The following is a 20079-nucleotide window of genomic DNA, read 5'->3' on the forward strand; positions in this document are numbered from 1 at the left end:
ATTATTTATCAATACATTTTATAAGTTTACATAATTTACTAGTATAAGTTTTAAAATAATTGTATGAAAATCCATATTTTGAGCACATTATCATATCAATTTTTACTAATTAATCCTCTCTATTTAAATTAAATATACATCACTAATTTAAACTATTTTACAAAGTTTAAGACTACTATTTATTATAAGAAGTATTGTAAAACAAAAGAGGATACCTCTCAATGATAATAGAATCATTTTGAAGTATCCTCTTGAAAATAACTAAGTCAATAATTTTCTATCTTTCACACTCTTGATTTGCAACTGTACAAGAAGTTTTACAAGCTGATTGACAAGAAGTTTGACACTCTCCACATCCACCTTTTGCAGCACTTTGCTTTAAAGTAGCTTGAGATAAAGTTTTTACATGTTTATTTTCCATTTTCAACGCCTCCATTTCTAATTGTTTCCTATTGATTATATCATAAAACTACTCTAATATAAACTCTATTTAAAGTTGACACCCAATACGCCTCCAATACCTCCCGCTGCTGATATTAACAATAACTTATAAATCATTCCTACTTCAAACACAAACTTTTCTTGTGCTAAAAACACAGTTAAAAAAATACATACTATGTACAAAAGTCCAACCAAAAGTCCATATATAAGACCTTTTTCTTTCATGTGTTTTGAAGTATAAAAACCACCTATAGCTGCAGAAATGGTAGTTATAAATGATGAAACCATGGTTATATTATCCCCACCAATATCTGTAAATGTCAAAAATAAGTTATACACTAATAAAACAGCCAAAGTTATTATATACGCATACCCTAGACCTTTAAAAATATAATTAGATTTTCCCATAAAAAAAACCTCCTCTCAAATTAATATATATTCGAGAAAAGGCTTTTAAATTACTAATTTACTCTTCTTCTATTTCTTCTTTTTTAGATTTAACTGTACCTATAGCCCATTTTTCAAATGGAACTTTAGTTCTATTTGGTCCTAACTCTAGTATTACAACATCATCTTCAACTTTAGCTACATTAGCTACTATTCCACCTATTGTAACGACCTTGTCTCCTACACCTAGGCTACTTCTCATTTCTTTTAATTGTTTGTCTTTTTTCTTTTGAGGTCTAATCATTAGGAAATAAAAGATTGCTATTACTACTACCCATAGACCTATACTCATCATTATTTGTTGCTGTGGCATTAATTTTTCACTCCTTCATAAATTATACTCTTTTGTAAAACGCAGTAAATATCTATATAAGTATTTACTTTTTTAGTTTTGAGTACTATTGAATATTATATATTAAAATGATTATAATTAATAGTCCAAACTCTATATTTCATAGCCATATTTTGCAAAAAATTCATTTCTAAAATCCAGTAATCTATCTTCCATTATCGCTTGTCTTATTTGCTTCATTAAATTTAGTAAAAAATGAAGATTATGAGTAGTTATTAATCTAGCTCCTAATATTTCATTTGCTTTTATAAGATGTCTTATATAAGCTCTTGAATAGTTTTTACAAGCATAACAATCACACTCTGGGTCAAGTGGAGTAAAGTCTTCAGCATAAGTTGCATTTCTTACTACTACTTTACCTTGACTAGTCATTGCAGTCCCATTTCTAGCTATACGAGTAGGTAAAACACAATCAAACATGTCTACTCCTCTTATAACACCTTCCACTAAATCATCTGGGCTACCAACTCCCATTAGATATCTTGGTTTATCTTTTGGCATAAATGGAGTTGTATGTTCTAGTACATCATACATAAGTGGCTTTGGCTCTCCAACACTAAGTCCACCAATAGCATATCCTGGTAAATCAATGCTAGTTATCTCTTTTGCTGATTGCTCTCTTAAATCTTTATACATTCCACCTTGTATTATACCAAATAAAGCTTGCTTATCTGTATTATTATGGGCATCTTTACATCTTTTTAACCATCTTGTTGTTCTTTCTAACGAATTTTTTACATATTCTCTATCTGCTGGGTATGGTGCGCACTCATCAAATGCCATCATTATATCTGACCCCAACGCATTTTGTATTTCCATAGCCTTTTCTGGAGTTAGAAAATGTTTTGAACCATCTAAATGTGACCTAAATTCTACCCCTTCTTCTTTTATCTTTCTTAGAGGCCCTAAACTAAATACTTGGAACCCACCACTATCTGTAAGTATTGGCTTATCCCAGTTCATAAACTTATGAAGTCCACCTGCTCTTTTTATAAGCTCATGACCTGGTCTCATATATAAATGGTATGTGTTACTAAGTATTATTTGTGAGCCAATCTCTTTTAGTTCTTCTGGTGTCATAGATTTGACAGTTGCTTGAGTCCCAACTGGCATAAATATTGGTGTTTCTATTATTCCATGTGGAGTGTGTAATCTTCCTAACCTTGCACCACTCTGTTTGCAAGTTTTTATCAATTCGTATCTTACTGCGTACATAAAGTTCTCCTTAGTAATATTTATTTCTCATTATTTTTTAATATATTCTTGTAATAATCTATTTATCTAGTACATTTTCTAAATAGATTTATCTTTATCATCTTTTTCCTGTTGTTCTTTAATCGCTTCTTCATCATGTATACTCGTTATATTAAGAGCACTCTTGTCTTTTGTTACTAAAAACTTTTTTATAGCAAAAAGTCCTGCAATAGCTATAACACCTATTAAAACATCTATCATTCCTTCATTTTTAGGAAGTAACAACATTTTTCTAGCTATAGCATAAAGTAGTGCCTCAATAAATGCTCCTGGTATATGAAGTGATAGCATTACTACAAGTTCAACACCTATCACTAAAAGTAATATTTGTGCTAAGAAGTCGTTAAGCTGACTGTATTGTACCGGATTTTGAAAGTCAACTATATATGCTCCCCACATAAGTCTTAATACATCTACAGTCCCTAGAAATACAGCTATTAAAACTACCACTGCTAACACACGTTCAAATATAAAAGCAATCTTTAATATAGGGTTATTCTTTTTTTGTTTTTGTAAACTATGCATCAATTACCTCCCTACTTTATAATCATAGCATCTCCAAAACTGAAGAATCTATATCTTTCTTTTACAGCCTCATTATATGCATTTAAAACATTATCTTTTCCACAAATAGCACTTACTAGCATTATCAATGTAGACTCTGGCAAATGAAAATTAGTAATAAGCTTATCTAGAACTTTAAACTTATAACCTGGATATATAAATATCTCTGTCCATCCACTAGTTTCCTCCATCTTTCCATCTTCATTACAGGCTGACTCTATAGTTCTACAACTAGTAGTTCCAACACAGATTACATTATTTCCATTTTCTTTTGCTCTATTTATTTTGTCAGCTGCTTCCTGACTAACCATATAATATTCTGAATGCATCTTATGATTTAAAACATCATCTACTTTTACTGGTCTAAAAGTACCTAAACCAACATGTAAAGTTACAAAGGCTATATCCACACCTTTTTCTTTTATTTTACTTAATAGTTCTTCTGTAAAGTGTAATCCTGCTGTAGGTGCTGCTGCTGAACCATTATGTTTTGAATAAACAGTTTGATATCTCTCTTTTTCATCCAATCTAGCAGTTATGTATGGAGGTAGTGGCATGTTTCCAAGTTCATCCAAGATTTCTTCAAAAATCCCATCATAATGGAACTTTATAATTCTTGAGCCTTCATCTGATAAATCCACAACTTCTCCAATTAACTTTCCATTTCCAAAAGAAAACTTAGTACCTACTTTTGCTCTTTTCCCTGGTTTTACTAGAGCTTGCCAAGTATCTTCCTCAGTTCTTTTTAATAATAGAAACTCAATTTTTCCTCCAGTTTCAAGCTTCTCACCTATCAATCTAGCTGGTATAACTCTAGTATTATTTAGAACTAAACAATCCCCTGGATTTAAATATTCTATTACATCTCTAAAGACTTTATGCTCAATATCTCCTGTCTCTTTATCCAGTACCATCAATCTTGAACTAGCTCTATCTTCTATAGGAACTTGAGCTATAAGTTCCTGTGGTAAGTCAAATTTAAAATCACTTGTTTTCAATGTTAAACTTCCTCTCTTAAAATTTCTCTAGCTACAATAATATCAAAAAAACAACTTATTTTCCACAATATTACCATAATCTATCAAGAAATTACTCTTTTTAGCATACATTATATCCACAATATATAGATATTTTTCCACGATATACACGTCTTATCCACAATATATAGATGCAGTACACACAATTTTCAGTGTATTTATCCACAGTATCTACAGGTGTAATTACCATTTTGTGGATATGTTTGAATTTTTACCCATTTTAGAAATATTTAAATTTAATGACTATTCTATTTTATAAGTATTTATATAATCTATTTTTATTTTTCATTAGGATATGGAATCTTTAGGTGTTCATATGCTAATGGCATAGCTACTCTCCCTCTAGGCCCTCTATTTATAAAGCCCAACTGAAGCAAATATGGCTCATATACATCTTCTATAGTATTTCTATCTTCACCAATAGAAGCTGCTAATGTATCAAGACCAACTGGTCCCCCTCTAAATTTTTCTATTATAGTCATAAGAAGCTTCTCATCTACAAAATCAAGACCTAAATTATCAACACCTAAAAGTTCTAGTGCATCTTTTGCTACCTCATCAGTTATTTTTCCATCAGCTCTAACTTGTGCAAAATCCCTAACTCTTTTTAATAATCTATTTGCTATTCTTGGAGTCCCTCTTGAACGTTTTGCAAGCTCTAAAGCACCATTAGATTGTATTTCTGCATCTAAGATATGTGATGACCTAAGGACTATTTTTGAAAGCTCATCAACTGTATAGTAATCCAATTTACAAATAACACCAAATCTATCTCTAAGTGGATTTGTAAGCATACCAGCTCTTGTTGTAGCCCCAATAAGCGTGAATTTAGGAAGGTCAAGCCTTATACTCCTTGCAGATGGCCCTTTTCCTATTATTATATCTAAACAAAAGTCTTCCATCGCTGGATACAAAACTTCTTCAACACTTCTGTTGATTCTGTGTATCTCATCTATAAATAAGACATCATTTTCATTTAAGTTTGTAAGTATGGCTGCCAAATCTCCAGCTCTTTCTATTGCAGGACCTGATGTAATCCTTAAATTTACACCCATCTCATTAGCTATTATGCTAGCTAGAGTAGTCTTTCCAAGACCTGGTGGTCCATATAAAAGCACATGGTCTAACTGCTCATTTCTTGATTTAGCAGCCTCTATAAATATGCTAAGTTGCTCTTTGGATTTTTCTTGACCTAAATAATCTTCTAGAGTCTTTGGTCTTAGACTATTTTCTATATCTATATCTTCTGTCTTCATTGTAGAAGTTATTATTCTATTTTCATCTTCAAAACCTTGCATTTATACCCCTCCTCTCGTACTTTTGGAAATCTACTTCGATATTTTGAAATCTACATTCATACTTTAAATATTATTTTAAGATGTAAATGTTATTTCAAAGATTTACTCATTATATATGTAAGTGCTTTCTTTATAATGGCTTCTGTATCCATGCCATCCTTTTTACACTTTTGAACTGCATCTTTTGACTCTGATAATGTATAACCTAAAGCTACAAGTGCATCCACAGACTCATCTTGAGATATTAAGGTAGGTTTTTGTGATAATAATGTTGGTTCAAATTCTATGTTGTTTTTGTCTACCTTGTCTTTAAGTTCTAAGACAATTCTTTCTGCTGTCTTTTTCCCAACACCAGGAGCTTTGGATAATTTTCCAATATCTTCACTTAAAATATACGCTCCTAACTGTGCTGGTGATGCAAATGATAGTATTGAAAGTGCCACCTTAGGCCCTATCTTAGATACAGATGTAAGTAACTCAAACATCTTAAGTTCCTCCCTACTTACAAAACCACAAAGGCTCATATCATCTTCTCTCACAATTAGTTTAGTATATATTTTTGTAGCTTCTCCCACTTGTAAATTCATGATTGTATTGGATGATACATTTACCTTATATCCTATACCATTATTTTCAATAACTATATTATCTATATAAATCTCTTCTATTGTACCTTTTATATAACTATACATACTTACCACCTATATTCTTTAGAGTTTTTTCAAGCTTATTTGAATGAGCATGGCAAATAGCCACAGCTAAGGCATCTGCAACATCATCTGGTTTTGGAACCTTTTTTAAACTCAAAAATGAAGTTACCATCTGTTGAACTTGTGCCTTATCTGCTCTTCCATATCCAACTACACCTTGTTTTACTTGAAGTGGAGTGTATTCATACACTGGCTTCCCATTATGAGCACATGCAAGCATAGTAACACCTCTAGCTTGTGCAACTGTTATAGCTGTTTTTACATTCTTGTTAAAGAATAATTCTTCCATTCCAACTTCATCTATATTGTAATTCTTTACGATTGTATCAATTCCTTTATATACAAGTTCCAATCTTCTCGATATATTCATGTGTGCAGGTGTTGTCACTGCTCCATAATCTATTACCTTAAACTTGCTATTTTTGTATTCAACTATACCATATCCAACTATAGCTATACCTGGGTCAATCCCCAATATTATCATTTTTTTAAATTCCCCCTAAAAATAAAAGAAATACCAAAATGTATTTCTCATAAAAACTTATGTTCTAAATTATTATACCATAAATAATATTAACAAATCATAAAATGGTATATGTAAAATATAAAATAAAATAAAAAAGTCATACCAAAGCAAGATTTTACTTCAGTATAACTTTTATATTTAGTACAAATAAATTATGGTATTTTATAGGAATTAAATGTGACTACAATTTTAATATTAACTTACTTAGTATTAACTTGCAAAGTCTTCTAATCTTGAATAAGCATCTTCTTCAGTATCCATAACTACACCTTTTTTGATTTCATCTTGAACTGTCTTAGGAAGTGAATCTATTCTTATTTTTGTTTTTTCTACTAAGGTTTTATTTCCACTATTATCATATTTATATAATGCTATATTTCCATTATCATTTTCAATCGTATATTTACCTTTTATAGTGGCATTCATTGCTTGTACATCTTTAGTGTCACTATATTTAGATTCTACTAGTACGATTTCATTTTTATCCATACTCTTTATTTCTTTACTTGGATACTCTTTTTTAAAATATGATACTATTTCTGATTTTGTCTTATCTAATAATGATTCTGGAACTATCCCAGCCATTGTAAGTGTTCTCTTATAATTAGTTTCATTTTCGCCTTCACTTTGAAGCCAAACTTCACAATTTTTATTTAATCCAAAAGCTTCTTTTGACTTTTCATTCATATTCGCACTAGTACTTACAACTTCACCAGTTTGAACTCCATTATGTTTTAATCTTGTCCCTATATAAACTCCACTACTTAATACAAATACTCCTACTAGTATTAAGGCAGATATTTTCCAAGGAAATAATTCTTTTTTCTTCTTTTCAAACATTGATTACGCCTCCTTTTTCTATTATTTTCTCCAAGCTGTAAGTTTTTATACAATTTAGGTAAATTTTAGAAGAAAATATATTTACATTTCAAATTACTCTAAGAATAGATATTTTATAAAAGAGAGTTTTCTCTTAAAGGTTATATTCTTGTAATTATATGGACATAATTTATAATAAATAATCGTTTAGGAGGTAATAACTTTGGAAAGAATAAATTGTAATGTAACTAACTGCTCACATAATAATAGCCATATATGTTATGCAGATAAAATTTTTATAAATGGTGAAAAAGCTCACAATGATAGACATACTTGTTGTAGTTCATTTTTAGATGAGTCTATTTACAGCAATCTATCAAGCAATGTTAATAATAGAAATTGTGAAGAATTAGTTTGTAGTGTAAAAAACTGTGAATACAATAAAGATGGTAGTTTATGTACACTTGACAATATATTGGTTGCTCCTGAAACTGATAGAGTAAATCTTTATGTTGAAACATGTTGTTCTAGCTTTAAATGTAAATAATCACAATATAAATAAATATAAGGGTGTCAAATATGACTAAACTAACATAGTGTAGAGTATCTACAACTATTAGTTTGATTATACTTGACACCCTTATTTATTTTGAATAAAATCTCATTATTATAATCATATATAATATTATAACTGTAATTAAATTTGATAAATTTCTATAAATTGGTATAATCAATATGTAAATTGAATTTTAAATAAATTAGTCATAAAAATAAAATATCGAGTATATAGTGTTATATTAACTAGAAATGAGGTGCTTATGAGTATATTTTACATTCAATTTCTTTATTTTGTAATTTATAGTTTTATAGGATGGTGTTGTGAGACTACATATTGTTCAATTTTACAAAAGAAATTTGTAAATAGAGGTTTTTTAAATGGACCATTTTGTCCTATATATGGCTTTGGAGCATTAGCGATAGTTGCTACATTAACTCCTTTTGTACACAATATTCCCTTGTTGTTTTTATTTAGTATAATTATAACTAGTATAATGGAATATCTTACAAGCTTTGCATTAGAAAAAATATTTAATATGACCTGGTGGGATTATTCTAAGCACAAATTTAATATTCATGGCAGAGTTTGTCTAGAAAATTCACTTATGTTTGGTGTATTATCATTAATTGTAATGCTTATAGTACATCCTATTGTAGTTGATTTAATTAACTCTATCCCTAAAAATATACTATCTATACTGGCTATATATATAGAAGTTTATTTTGTTTTAGATTTAGTAATTACAGTACATACAATCTTACAATTAAATGGCAAATTAAAACAAATCAATCTTATAATTAAAGAATTAAAAGATAAAAAAGAATACTACAAACTTATTACACAGGAAACTATTGAAAACAAACTTGAGTCTTTGATTGAAAATAGACTTGAGACTTTAGAAGATAGATTTGAAATACTTAAGGAAAAAGAAAACTATCGTTATGTTAGAAACCGTATTGATGAACTTAAAAATAAACTTAATAATTTATTGTCTAACCACAAATTACTTCATAGACGTATTATCAAAGCATTCCCTAATATTAGCTCTAATAAACATAAAGATATTTTGAATAAAATCAAAGAAGACATTAAATCAATAAAAAAAGATAAATAGTTTAATAAACATAATATAAATTCAATAATAAAAATATTAATACATAATAGTAAGGATTAGAGTATTTTTTATAAAATACTCTAATCCATTGATATTCTAATCCATCAGTATCTCAACAGATTCTTTAAGTGTACTGACTTCTCCAACATTACCAGGGAAAATTATATATGGCATATTAGGAAATTTACTTTCTTTACCTGTCATCCATACTGGTATACCAGGTTTTATTTGCCCCATTACTGTAGCTTTTTTTACTTTAAGTGCTTTAGTACCAACATCACTAGATGTAATCCCACCTTTAGCTATAATGAAGTTAGGCCTTACATTAAGCATACCAATTATACTAGTAACAGCATCTGATATCTCTACAGAAATCATAAGTTGTTTATCTTTATCGTTTGTATCTAAATCAAAACGCTCTCGCCTAGTATAAACAGCAACCGTTTTTCCACTACTTATTTTTTCTTCTACTACTTGTATAACTCTTTTTACTTCATTTTTTAGACCATTTACCTGTAGAACTAAATGTTGATTAAATTCTATAAATTCTATCGGATATTTACAATTTTTAAGTTCTTCTAATTGCTGAGTGGTCTTATTTACATGTGAACCAACAAGTATAATCCCTCCATTAGTATTATCTTTTGAAACTAACTCATCTTTAGTAAGTAATGCCTTATCACTCACTCCTCCAAGAACCTTTGTTATAGCAGCAGCACTTCTAAACATAAACTCTTTTCCACTATTTACTGCACGTATAAATGCAATTGCAAATACCTTTACGTCTACATAGTCAGTTGCATTTACAATGACTTTATTGAAATCTTTAACCATTTTAAGTTTTTCTGTTATAGCTTTAATCTTTAGTCCTCTAAGCTCTTCAGAAGAAATGTATATCATATCATTAGACTTGTACTTTCCATTTGTCTTTTCTTCACACCACCCACCTATATCAGAAGCTTTATAACCAAAAGACTTGTCTTTTGCAAATTCAGTCATCCCTGCTGGTATAAGCATTTCTTCTTCTTTAACATAATGTATATTATCTATAGTGAATCTGCCACCTTCTTTAAAAAATGGCATTATTATTTCACCATCATATGTCTTTCCTGATAATTTCTCTACTTCACTTTTTAACAAATCGGTTTCAAGAGGATAGTGTCCTCTCATTGTAGAATCACTACGACTTATAATTATAAAATCCTTATTAGTTTTTTTAGATACATCCACAATATTTTTTGATATTTCTCTATGTGCTTCTGTTGTTTGATTAACAGTAAATCCTCTTGAATTAGTAAGTATAAAAAACATACTATTTTCTTCATTAAAACCTTGTTCTATACTATCTTTGTCCCAATCAGTATAAACAGAAATATCATGAACAGTCTGCACGCCTGTTGGGTCATCATCTAATACGATTATCTTTCTATCTAAATTTTTAAGTTCAGTTGCAAGAAGTTCATTTAATTTATCCTCATCTACTTCTTTAAAAGTATTAAGTATATCTATGCTAATTGGTTTTACTTCTCTCATTTAAAACGCCCCTTTATGTAATTTATGTAATCTGAATATAACCTATATAATATAACTCAATAGTTTATTATTTATAATCCTGGAAGTGGTATAATTCCATTTATAACACTAAGTAATAGAACCATTATAAATGCTACAACACCAGCAATAGTTCCTCCAATTGTCCAAGAATTTAAAGTATCTTTAACTGATAACCCACTAAATCTTGAGAGTACCCAGAACCCAGAATCATTTGGAAGAGAAAAACCAACTCCTCCAGCACATATAGCAAGCCCTACTAAAACTGGTGACATACCAGTTGCCAAAATCGTAGGCCCTAAAATTGACGATGTCGTTACTAGGGCTACAGTAGCAGAACCTTGAGAAATCCTAAGTAGTGCACTTAACAAGAACCCAAGTACTATAACTGATATACTAAGACCAGACATAGTATCAACTAAGAAATTACCTATACCACTTGCATTTATAACACTACCAAATGCTCCCCCTGAGCCTGTTATTAATAGTATTAAACCAGCTGAATCGGCAGCTTCGATAACAACTTCTCCCATAGGTTTACTTATGTATTTCTTTAAAAATACTATTGCTACTAATATCCCAAGAAGTATTGCTATGTTTTTATCTCCTATAAATGCAAGTATTCCACTAATTTTAGAACCTTTTTCCACAAACATACTAAACACATTTGATACAAGTATAAGAAGTATTGGAAATAATAAAGAGAACATAGAAATTCCAAAACCTGGTACTTCAGAAGAGTTATCATTTTCAAGCTTAATGCTATCTTCTCCCTGTTCTAAATTTTTTTCTCTATCATTCTCATCAATTGCATAGGACGGATATTTCTCAAAACGTTTTCCATAAAGCCATCCACCTACAAGAGCAGCTGGAAAAGCAACAATTATAGAATAAAGTATAAAACTACCCACATTCGCATTTACATTTGCTGCAACTGCCAAAGGTCCTGGTGTAGGTATTACAAGTGCATGTCCTACTATAGTCCCAACCCCTAATGCACATACAAAGACCATTAGAGATTTCTTAGTTACCCTTGAAACATACTTAATTATAGGCATCATTATAACGAAAGCTGCATCCATAAAAACTGGAATTGAGATTAAAAATCCTGCTGTAGTTACAGCTAATGCACTATTTTTTTCTCCTGTTTTAGCTAACAAACCTTTTGCAATAGATTCTGTAGCTCTTGACTCTGAAAGAATATTTCCAAATATTATTCCAAGTCCAATTACAATACCTATACTTCCTAATGTATTTCCAAACCCAGTCGATATTGTAGTTGAAATTTCATTTATAGGCATTCTAACCATAAAACCTGTAATTATCGATGTTATAAGTAATGCTAAAAATGGATTTACTTTAAACTTAATAATCGATACAAGTAAAATTCCTATAGATATAACAAATGCTATCAAAAGTCCATATCCTGTAATCATAATTTTTACCCCTCTATCATTCTACTTTATTATTTTATCAATCTTATTTTTTCTTTATTATGATAACTTAACTTTGCTGTATTTATATAATCTAATCTTAATAATATGTATTTACTACTACATCAATGTATTTAAAATTAATCATTGTGTTTCTTTATTTCAACACCTGCTAATTTTTCAAAATACTGTGCTATTGCACCATGGTCATCTTCTAAATGCCCATGTACTTTTAGTGACTGCATGATTTCTAATAGTTGACTTGTCATAGGTAGTGGCACATCTAAATTGTGTGCTGTCTGCATTACATTCTTAATATCTTTTAGATTAATAGATATTTTACCACCTGGTTTAAAGTCACGATTCATAATCATTGGTATCTTTGCATCCAATATTGTACTGCCAGCTAGACCTCCTCTTATTGCCTTATAGACTTTTTCTGGGTCTGCTCCTGCTTTTGCTGCAAGTACGAATGCCTCAGATACTGCTGCTATTGTCAAATTAACTATTACTTGATTTGTGAGTTTTGTAACACTTCCACTTCCATTATCTCCAATTAAAATAGATGAACTCCCCATTATATTAAAAAATGGTTCTACTTTTTTATAGATTTCTTCCTTGCCACCAGCCATAAAAGCAAGTGTACCATCAATTGCTTTTGGCTCTCCTCCACTTACTGGAGAATCTATAAATTCGAAGTTCATTTCTTTTAACTTATTTGCACATAAAACAGATTCTGTAGGAGTAACTGAACTCATATCCACTATTATACTTCCTTCTTTTAGAGTCTTTGTCAAACCATCTGCTCCAAATAATACATCTTGTACAATAGCTCCATTTGGAAGAATTGTAAATACTATCTCACACTCTTTACCCATTTCTAAAACACTTGCATATTTTGCTCCACATGATATAAGTTCATCCACAGCAGATTTATTAATATCATACACAAAAAGATTACATCCATCTTTCAATAAATTTTTTGCCATTGGTTTTCCCATTATTCCTAATCCAATAAATCCTAACTTCATTTTATCTTCCTCCATATCTTCACATTTTTGAAAACGGTTTTTTATGATTTAGAGTATACTACACACCAGTATACCGGTCAATATAAATTCTAAAAGTATTTATTTTAACAATAAATTATATTTTTTATACATTTTTATTATATTTAGTTATTCTATATAATATTTAATACATACTATTAATTAAAAATACTACACTCTACTTCTCATATAATTTATATATTTAAATTACTCTAGTTCTAATATAAATCATATATCACTATCCAACAATTTTTCATATTTTGTCATCTTATATATAATTTAGATTTCAAAAGATTGACCTTATTTTTACTATGTTGTATGCTTAAAATTATATAAGTTTTTGTATTTTTATATTGTTTAGGGGGTATTATATATGGCTACATTTAAAAGATTACAAGAACAAGCATATGACTACTTAAAAGAATTGATACTGTCTGGAGAAATAGTAGAAAATGAAATATATTCCGAGACAAAGCTTGCTAGTGAAATAGGTATCTCCAGAACGCCAATAAGAGATGCTCTTCAAAGACTTAGCCAAGATGGATTTATAGATATAATTCCAAGTAAAGGTTTTAGAATTCATCAAATTACAGCAAATGAAATTGTAGAGATATTCCAAATACGCTCTGCAATAGAAGGATTTTGCACTTTTTTAATTACAAGTCAATACAAAGAACCTAGAGCAATTGAAACTATAAGTAAATTAAAATCTCTTTTAGATAAACAAAAAGAGATTTTATTAGGTGATAAAAACTTAAACTCATTTGCTGAATACGATACATTATTTCACACAACAATAGTCTCATATGCTCAAAATACTGAATTTGATAAGATGTTTAACAGTTATATGTACAGAATAAAAAAACTAGCTCTTGACTCATTATCACATGATGGAAGACTTGAAACAACATTAAAAGAACATACAGATATTTTTAATAATATCGCGAATGGACGTATTGAAGATGTTTACAGAACGACACTCGTTCATATGGAAACTCCTAAATACATTAATTTAGAAGATTTCTGCAACAATAAAATATTTTAATATCATCTTTGGTAAAATTATATTTATATTAAATTAATTTCCTAGTTATAAAAAATAATCTATAATTATAGTGTAACTAATATTATTTTAAGGAGTGATTTTTTTGAACGAAGATGTTGTAACTAATGAAACAATCGACAAAGATTATGCCATTGAAGAAGTTCGTATGGCATGTAAGCATTTTGGTGACTTATATTTTTATTTTTCCAAAGTGTTATTTGAAGAGTTTGGAGAAGATAAAACTAGCGAAATATTAAAGAAAGTTTTGTTTGAAAGGTCTGAAGAAAGAGCTATTGCTATGAGAGAAAGAGCTCATGAAAATGGAGAGGAATTAATTGCAGACAATATTATTAGCACAACTGATGTTCCATTCTTAGGCTGGGTTCCTGAATTTGAAGAGTTGCATTGCCCTTATGGTGCTTCCTGGCTTTCAAGATTTGAGGAAAATCCTTGGTTTAAAAAATTTGCATCTCTTTATTGTGATGTTACAGATACTACTGTCGCCGAAGTATTTACAGGAGATACATCCCACAAAATAACAAAAAACATTCTATGGGGAGATAAAAGCTGTGAAAGAATATATTTCCATGATGACAAGGTATCTGAAGGTAAGTACACATATGGAAATAAAAATTGTAAATAAATAAATTAAATTTTCTATATTCTTATACTATATTTTGTACTTTTTCATATAAATATTATAACTAGTCTTTTATTTTACTTTGGTTTAACTTAAAGATAATTTAATTTTAATCTATATGTATTATCATATAGGTAATAAGAAAATTATCTTTATAAATTATAGTTTTAGTTTTATAATTTATAAAATATTTATGTTCTTTGTAAAATTTTTTAGGAGCTTCTAATGTTATGCTATAAAACTATCTTGAGAAGGGCTGATTGAATGTTTAATAAAATATATGAAAAGAAAGAATTTATAGTTTTTCAAGTAAAAAAAGGTTATGTAGTTTATAATACTAGAAAGAGTTTTGAAGAAGGTCACACACATTTAAAGCATTTTGAAGCAGCAAAGACAGCTATTGATTTAGCAATAAATAAAAAGATTCCTAGAAGTAAAGATGGTTATTATCTGACTAGTTTAATTCGCATAAGTGATGATTGTTATTACATTGATAAGTTAAGCGAATTATTATATGTCAGAGAACAAAAAGGTAAAAAAGAAAAGTACTGTAATTCTGGTTATCAGATGTAGCAAGACTAGTTGTGAATTATAAGTACCTTTACTCTTAAAACCAAAGAGTATCAGTAAATTTACAAAAATAACTTACTGATACTCTTTTTAATTATATTATTAATATTTAAATTTATTACAAAATTCTATAAAAATTTTTATGCTATCTATTCAGATTCTGTATCTGCAAATTGACTATTATAAAGCTTCTCATAAAATCCACCTTTTTCCATAAGTTCTTCATGATTCCCCTGCTCTATAATACTTCCATTATTCATAACTAAAATCAAGTCAGCATTACGAATCGTAGAAAGTCTATGTGCTATAACAAAACTAGTTCTACCATTCATAAGATTTCTCATTGCTTTTTGAAGCATAAGTTCCAATCTAGTATCAACAGAACTAGTAGCTTCATCAAGTATCAATATTGAAGGGTCTGATATAAAAGCTCTAGCTATGGTTAAAAGCTGTTTTTCTCCCAAAGATATATTAGATGCTTCTTCATTTAAGAACATATTATATCCATCTGGAAGAGTAGTTATAAAATGATGCACATTTGCTACTTTTGCTGCTTGTATAATTTCTTCTTTAGTAGCTCCAAATCTACCATATTCTATATTTTCAAAAATGGTTCCATTAAATAGCCATGTATCTTGAAGTACCATACCAAACATCGAACGTAAATCTTTACGTTTCATATCCCTTATGTCTACCCCATCAATTTTAATAGCCCCCTTCTTAACATCATAAAACCTCATCAATAAGTTTATTAATGTTGTTTTACCTGCTCCAGTAGGTCCAACAATAGCTACCATCTGACCACTTTTTATTTCTGCATTTAAATCTTCTATTAAGGTTGCATCTTCTCCATAACCAAAATTGACATGCTCAAATGTAACATTACCTTTTACATCTTCTATCTTAATTGAATTTTCAGCATCAGGTATTTCCTCTTCTTCATCCAAGATTTCAAACACACGCTCTATTGCTGCAAAAGAAGATTGTATTACAGTTGACAATTGTGTCATTTGTGAAAGAGGCTGATTTATCTGCCATATATAACGTACAAATGCCTGTAAATTTCCGACTGTTATTCCTCCACTTACTGCATATATAGAACCAACAACTGCTACTGCTGCAATCCCAAAATAAGTTACTAATGAAACCATTGGATTCATCATACTTGATATAAATTGCGCCTTAAATCCATTTTCACAAAGTTCTTGATTTACTTTTTTAAATTCTTTTATAGAGTCTTCTTCTTTTCCATATAATTTTATCTCATTAAACCCAGTATACATTTCTTGTACTTTTCCATTTAGTTTTCCAAGAGCATTTTGCTGTAATGAAAATCTATTTTGTGATTTTTTTACTATAAACTTGGATACAAAATAACTAATTGGAATTATAAAAAGGGCTATAATTGCCATATATGTGTTAATTGTAAACATCATTGAAAGTGCTAAGATTATTACTAAGATTGAATTTACAATTTGCATGAAGCTCTGTTGTAGGGCATTTGATATTGTATCTACGTCGTTTGATATACGGCTTAACACATCTCCAAAGCTATTACTATCAAAGTAACTAATTGGCAATCTTCTTATCTTATTTTCTACTTCATTTCTTAAATCTCTCATCGTATTTTGGATAGCATTTGTAAGTAAAAAACTTGAAACATAAGTGAAAATTGCATTGGCAACATATATACATGCTAAAAGCACCAATATTTTTATTACATAATTAAAATTTACAGATGCTCCAGGTATTCCTTTCGCTATACGAATTACGTCTTTAGTTAATTGTGTTATTATTAATCCCTCTGTTTTAGGAGCAATTGCATTCATAGTGGCTGCTGAAATTATACATATAATAGCTATAATAAAGGAAAATTTATATCGTTTTACAAATGGAAGAAGTCTACCAATTGTTTTTTTAAAACCTTTAGACTTTTTCATTATTCCAATTCCTCCTTTTTCAACTGAGATGTTGCAATTTCATAGTATATTTCACAATTTTTTAATAGTTCCTTATGAGTTCCCATTCCGACAACTTGCCCCTCATTGAGTACTATAATCTTATCAGCATCAATAATAGAACTAATTCTCTGTGCAACAATCAATACAATTGCCTCTTTTGTTTCTTTCTTTAACTTAGAACGAAGTATTGCATCAGTTTTAAAATCAAGTGCAGAAAAACTATCATCAAAAATATATATTTCAGGTCTTCTTATAATAGCTCTTGCAATAGAAAGTCTCTGTTTTTGACCTCCTGATACATTTGCTCCACCTTCACTAATTAATTCATCGAATTTTCTAGGTTTTTTTGATATAAATTCATATGCTTGCGCAACTTTTGCTGAATATTCTAGTTCTGATTCTCCTGCCTTATGTTTACCAAATCTAATATTGTTTGCTATACTACCAGTAAATAGTAATGATTTTTGAGGTATAAATCCTATCTTCTTTCTTAAGGCCTTCAAATCATATTCTCTTATATCTACTCCATTTATCCTAATACTACCTTCTGTTACATCATAAAATCTAGGTATCAAGTTAATAAGAGTACTTTTTCCACTACCAGTACTTCCTATAAAAGCAACTGTTTCACCTGTTTTTGCAGTAAATGAAATATCCTTAAGTACTGAGGCCTCTCCATCCGGATAAGTAAAAGTTACATCATCAAATTCTATAATACCTTTATTTTCAGTATCTTTGATTCCATTTTCAGGATTTTTTATAAGTGGTTCCTCATCTAAAAGTTCCTTTATTCTATTTGCAGACACTTCTGCTCTTGGATACATAATAAATACCATCGAGAAAAGCATAATTGAAAACATAGCATGAAAAAGATATTCCAAAAACGCAACCAATTGTCCAACTTGAAGTTCTCCAATATTTATCTTTTCACTTGAAATCCAAAACACAACCAAAACGGCTATATTTAATAGTAAAAAGAATGCTGGTTGAGTAATTGACATAAGCTTGAATAATTTTTTAGAAACATTAGCATAATATGTATTTGTTTTTTCAAACCTTTCTGTTTCATAATCATCATTTCCAAAAGCTCTAATTACTCTTATTCCTGTTAAATTTTCCCTTGATATAAGGTTTAATTTATCCAATCCTTTTTGTTGTTTTAAAGATATAGCTTGAGATACCTTTGCTATTATTGCTACCCCAATAATTATAAAAGGTACTGATATAGCTAATACCATTGAAAGTTCTACACTTGTTCTGATAGTCATTATTATACTTATAATAAACATGACTGGTGTTAATAAAGCGGTTCTTAGTAGTATATTCACAAATTGCTGAATTTGAAATGCATCGTTTGTCGTTCTTGTAATCATTGAAGAAACTCCAAACTTATTATATTCAGTATGTGAAAATTCTTGTGATTTTTTAAATATATCATTTCTTATATCTCTAGTTACACTTGTTGACACCTTTGCAGAACAATAACCCAACAATATACTACCCACAACTCCTATAACAGAAATAATAACAATCACTATTCCCATTTGTTTTATGTAAGCTATATTTTGATTTGCTATACCATTATCAATTATTTTAGCTATTATTGTTGGAATACCCAATTCAACTAATGCAAAACTAAATATAGCCAGTATATTTAATACTATTAACAACTTATAATTCTTTAAATAACTTAAAATTAATTTCATATTTTTCTCCTTTCTTAGTTTTTGAGGTAGTGTAATTACATAATAATACCAAATTTATAAATACTTAATTTTATAAAAAAAGGAGAAAAGAGTTAACGCACTCTCTTCTCCAGCATATTCTTTTTAATACACCCTCCGACAAGTCGCTTATATGTTAACACATTTGGCAAGTAATGTCAATTCATCTAGCCAAAAGTCTTTTAAATGCTTTATTTCATAAAGTTATAACAAATTGGCATGTACTTTATTCTTATTTTTTACTGTACTCTAATTTTACAAGTTCTCCAATATTACTAAGTCTCTTAAAATTTAAATTCGTCTTGTTTATACCAGATTTAAACAGTGGAATACCTTTACCCAATATTATTGGCATTATATAGATATAATAATCATCAATTAGATTATCTTTCATAAATAATTTTACTATGTCACTTCCTCCAACTATCCAAATATCTTTTTTATTATTCTCTTTCCCAAGTTGCTCAATTAGTTTTTGGGGTTCTAAATTTGTATACTTTACATTTTCAGTTGTTCCATTAACTGTATTTGAGTATACATAACATTCTTTACCTTTATAATACCACTGAGTAGGACTAAGTTCATTTACAATCTGTGTATATGTTGAATTTCCCATAATAATAGTATCAATTGTATTGTAGAAAGTATTATAATCTTCCTCCTGTTGAAAATCTGGATATATCTCATCTAAAAAACCTACACTACCATTTTCCTCAGCTATATATCCATCTAAACTCATTGCAATGTAAAGTACTACTTTTCTCATATTTAATACCTCCAATATTTATAGTGTGATTATTCTATGTAAATATCACTTTTTTACTCATTCAATGATACCCTATTAATATTTCCTAAAACAAATTTAAATAAAGTTGGCATTAATTTTAAAAATTATTATATAAATAATTTAAAAACACAATAATTTATTGAAAATTCCAATTAGTCTAAATAAACATTGCTCTCACTTAATACTGGTTCTATAATA

21 protein-coding genes are annotated in these 20079 nt (G+C 29.1%); 5 read left to right on the forward strand and 16 right to left on the reverse strand.

Features of this window, described 5'->3' with window-relative positions; genetic code table 11:
* Positions 1-277: 277 nt before the first annotated feature.
* The 10 genes from scfA to ACTG46_RS15510 all read right to left on the reverse strand — a co-directional run bounded on the left by scfA (position 278) and on the right by ACTG46_RS15510 (position 7469).
* Positions 278-421: a six-cysteine ranthipeptide SCIFF gene (scfA, locus tag ACTG46_RS15465; RefSeq protein ID WP_009891067.1), complete on the reverse strand. Its 144-nt coding sequence runs from the start codon at positions 419-421 to the stop codon at positions 278-280.
* Between the two features lie 65 nt (positions 422-486).
* Positions 487-849 (reverse strand): TIGR04086 family membrane protein, encoded by a 363-nt coding sequence (locus ACTG46_RS15470; protein WP_054271374.1) that lies wholly within the window; start codon positions 847-849, stop codon positions 487-489.
* Positions 850-907: 58 nt separating this feature from the next.
* Complete coding sequence (gene yajC, locus ACTG46_RS15475) at positions 908-1201, reverse strand: preprotein translocase subunit YajC (RefSeq protein WP_054271375.1); 294 nt, start codon at positions 1199-1201, stop codon at positions 908-910.
* A gap of 132 nt (positions 1202-1333) precedes the next feature.
* Positions 1334-2455 carry a tRNA guanosine(34) transglycosylase Tgt gene (gene tgt / locus ACTG46_RS15480; protein WP_054271376.1) on the reverse strand — a complete coding sequence of 374 codons (1122 nt, stop codon included), beginning with the start codon at positions 2453-2455 and terminating at the stop codon, positions 1334-1336.
* 78 nt (positions 2456-2533) lie between these two features.
* Positions 2534-3019, reverse strand: a complete 486-nt coding sequence (locus ACTG46_RS15485) for a phosphate-starvation-inducible PsiE family protein (protein WP_054271377.1) — start codon at positions 3017-3019, stop codon at positions 2534-2536.
* Between the two features lie 11 nt (positions 3020-3030).
* Positions 3031-4056, reverse strand: a complete 1026-nt coding sequence (gene queA, locus ACTG46_RS15490) for a tRNA preQ1(34) S-adenosylmethionine ribosyltransferase-isomerase QueA (RefSeq protein ID WP_219672886.1) — start codon at positions 4054-4056, stop codon at positions 3031-3033.
* A 317-nt stretch (positions 4057-4373) separates the two neighbouring features.
* Entirely contained in the window at positions 4374-5393 is a 1020-nt protein-coding gene (gene ruvB, locus ACTG46_RS15495) for a Holliday junction branch migration DNA helicase RuvB (RefSeq protein WP_054277388.1), read from the reverse strand.
* Between the two features lie 89 nt (positions 5394-5482).
* Complete coding sequence (gene ruvA, locus ACTG46_RS15500; protein ID WP_054271379.1) at positions 5483-6085, reverse strand: Holliday junction branch migration protein RuvA; 603 nt, start codon at positions 6083-6085, stop codon at positions 5483-5485.
* On the reverse strand, positions 6078-6587 hold the full coding sequence (gene ruvC, locus ACTG46_RS15505; RefSeq protein ID WP_021385741.1) for a crossover junction endodeoxyribonuclease RuvC: 510 nt from the start codon (positions 6585-6587) through the stop codon (positions 6078-6080). Before ruvC ends, ruvA begins: the two co-directional genes overlap by 8 nt.
* Before the next feature lie 252 nt (positions 6588-6839).
* Positions 6840-7469, reverse strand: a complete 630-nt coding sequence (locus ACTG46_RS15510) for a hypothetical protein (RefSeq protein WP_054271380.1) — start codon at positions 7467-7469, stop codon at positions 6840-6842.
* A gap of 202 nt (positions 7470-7671) precedes the next feature.
* Between ACTG46_RS15510 and ACTG46_RS15515 the strand changes: the two genes are divergently transcribed.
* Together ACTG46_RS15515 and ACTG46_RS15520 are read left to right on the forward strand one after the other, a co-directional pair.
* Complete coding sequence (locus ACTG46_RS15515) at positions 7672-7995, forward strand: DUF1540 domain-containing protein (protein ID WP_054271381.1); 324 nt, start codon at positions 7672-7674, stop codon at positions 7993-7995.
* Between the two features lie 271 nt (positions 7996-8266).
* Positions 8267-9121 (forward strand): putative ABC transporter permease, encoded by an 855-nt coding sequence (locus ACTG46_RS15520; RefSeq protein ID WP_479923140.1) that lies wholly within the window; start codon positions 8267-8269, stop codon positions 9119-9121.
* A gap of 96 nt (positions 9122-9217) precedes the next feature.
* Here ACTG46_RS15520 and ACTG46_RS15525 read toward each other — a convergent pair whose 3' ends face one another.
* From ACTG46_RS15525 to garR, 3 genes are all read right to left on the reverse strand, one after another.
* Positions 9218-10654, reverse strand: coding sequence for a four-carbon acid sugar kinase family protein (locus ACTG46_RS15525; RefSeq protein ID WP_479923141.1), 1437 nt, complete (start codon positions 10652-10654; stop codon positions 9218-9220).
* A gap of 71 nt (positions 10655-10725) precedes the next feature.
* Positions 10726-12108, reverse strand: a complete 1383-nt coding sequence (locus ACTG46_RS15530) for a GntP family permease (protein ID WP_479923142.1) — start codon at positions 12106-12108, stop codon at positions 10726-10728.
* 137 nt (positions 12109-12245) lie between these two features.
* Positions 12246-13136: a 2-hydroxy-3-oxopropionate reductase gene (gene garR / locus ACTG46_RS15535; protein WP_479923143.1), complete on the reverse strand. Its 891-nt coding sequence runs from the start codon at positions 13134-13136 to the stop codon at positions 12246-12248.
* 391 nt (positions 13137-13527) lie between these two features.
* On the opposite strand from garR, the gene ACTG46_RS15540 reads away from it, so the two are divergent.
* The 3 genes from ACTG46_RS15540 (at position 13528) to ACTG46_RS15550 (ending at position 15412) form a co-directional block, all read left to right on the forward strand.
* A complete protein-coding gene (locus tag ACTG46_RS15540) occupies positions 13528-14199 on the forward strand; it encodes a GntR family transcriptional regulator (RefSeq protein WP_479923144.1) in 672 nt (223 codons plus the stop codon).
* 94 nt (positions 14200-14293) lie between these two features.
* Complete coding sequence (locus ACTG46_RS15545; RefSeq protein WP_219672882.1) at positions 14294-14842, forward strand: hypothetical protein; 549 nt, start codon at positions 14294-14296, stop codon at positions 14840-14842.
* A gap of 261 nt (positions 14843-15103) precedes the next feature.
* Positions 15104-15412 (forward strand): hypothetical protein, encoded by a 309-nt coding sequence (locus ACTG46_RS15550; RefSeq protein ID WP_021385744.1) that lies wholly within the window; start codon positions 15104-15106, stop codon positions 15410-15412.
* A gap of 146 nt (positions 15413-15558) precedes the next feature.
* On the opposite strand, the gene ACTG46_RS15555 is transcribed toward ACTG46_RS15550, so the two are convergent.
* The 3 genes from ACTG46_RS15555 to ACTG46_RS15565 all read right to left on the reverse strand — a co-directional run bounded on the left by ACTG46_RS15555 (position 15559) and on the right by ACTG46_RS15565 (position 19860).
* Positions 15559-17349 (reverse strand): ABC transporter ATP-binding protein, encoded by a 1791-nt coding sequence (locus ACTG46_RS15555; protein ID WP_054277394.1) that lies wholly within the window; start codon positions 17347-17349, stop codon positions 15559-15561.
* On the reverse strand, positions 17349-19076 hold the full coding sequence (locus tag ACTG46_RS15560; protein WP_479923145.1) for an ABC transporter ATP-binding protein: 1728 nt from the start codon (positions 19074-19076) through the stop codon (positions 17349-17351). Before ACTG46_RS15560 ends, ACTG46_RS15555 begins: the two co-directional genes overlap by 1 nt.
* Before the next feature lie 250 nt (positions 19077-19326).
* The gene (locus tag ACTG46_RS15565; protein ID WP_054277395.1) at positions 19327-19860 is read right to left on the reverse strand and encodes a dihydrofolate reductase family protein; all 534 of its coding nucleotides are present in this window, start codon (positions 19858-19860) and stop codon (positions 19327-19329) included.
* Positions 19861-20079: the final 219 nt, after the last annotated feature.

The organism is Clostridioides sp. LIBA-7678 (assembly GCF_056716065.1).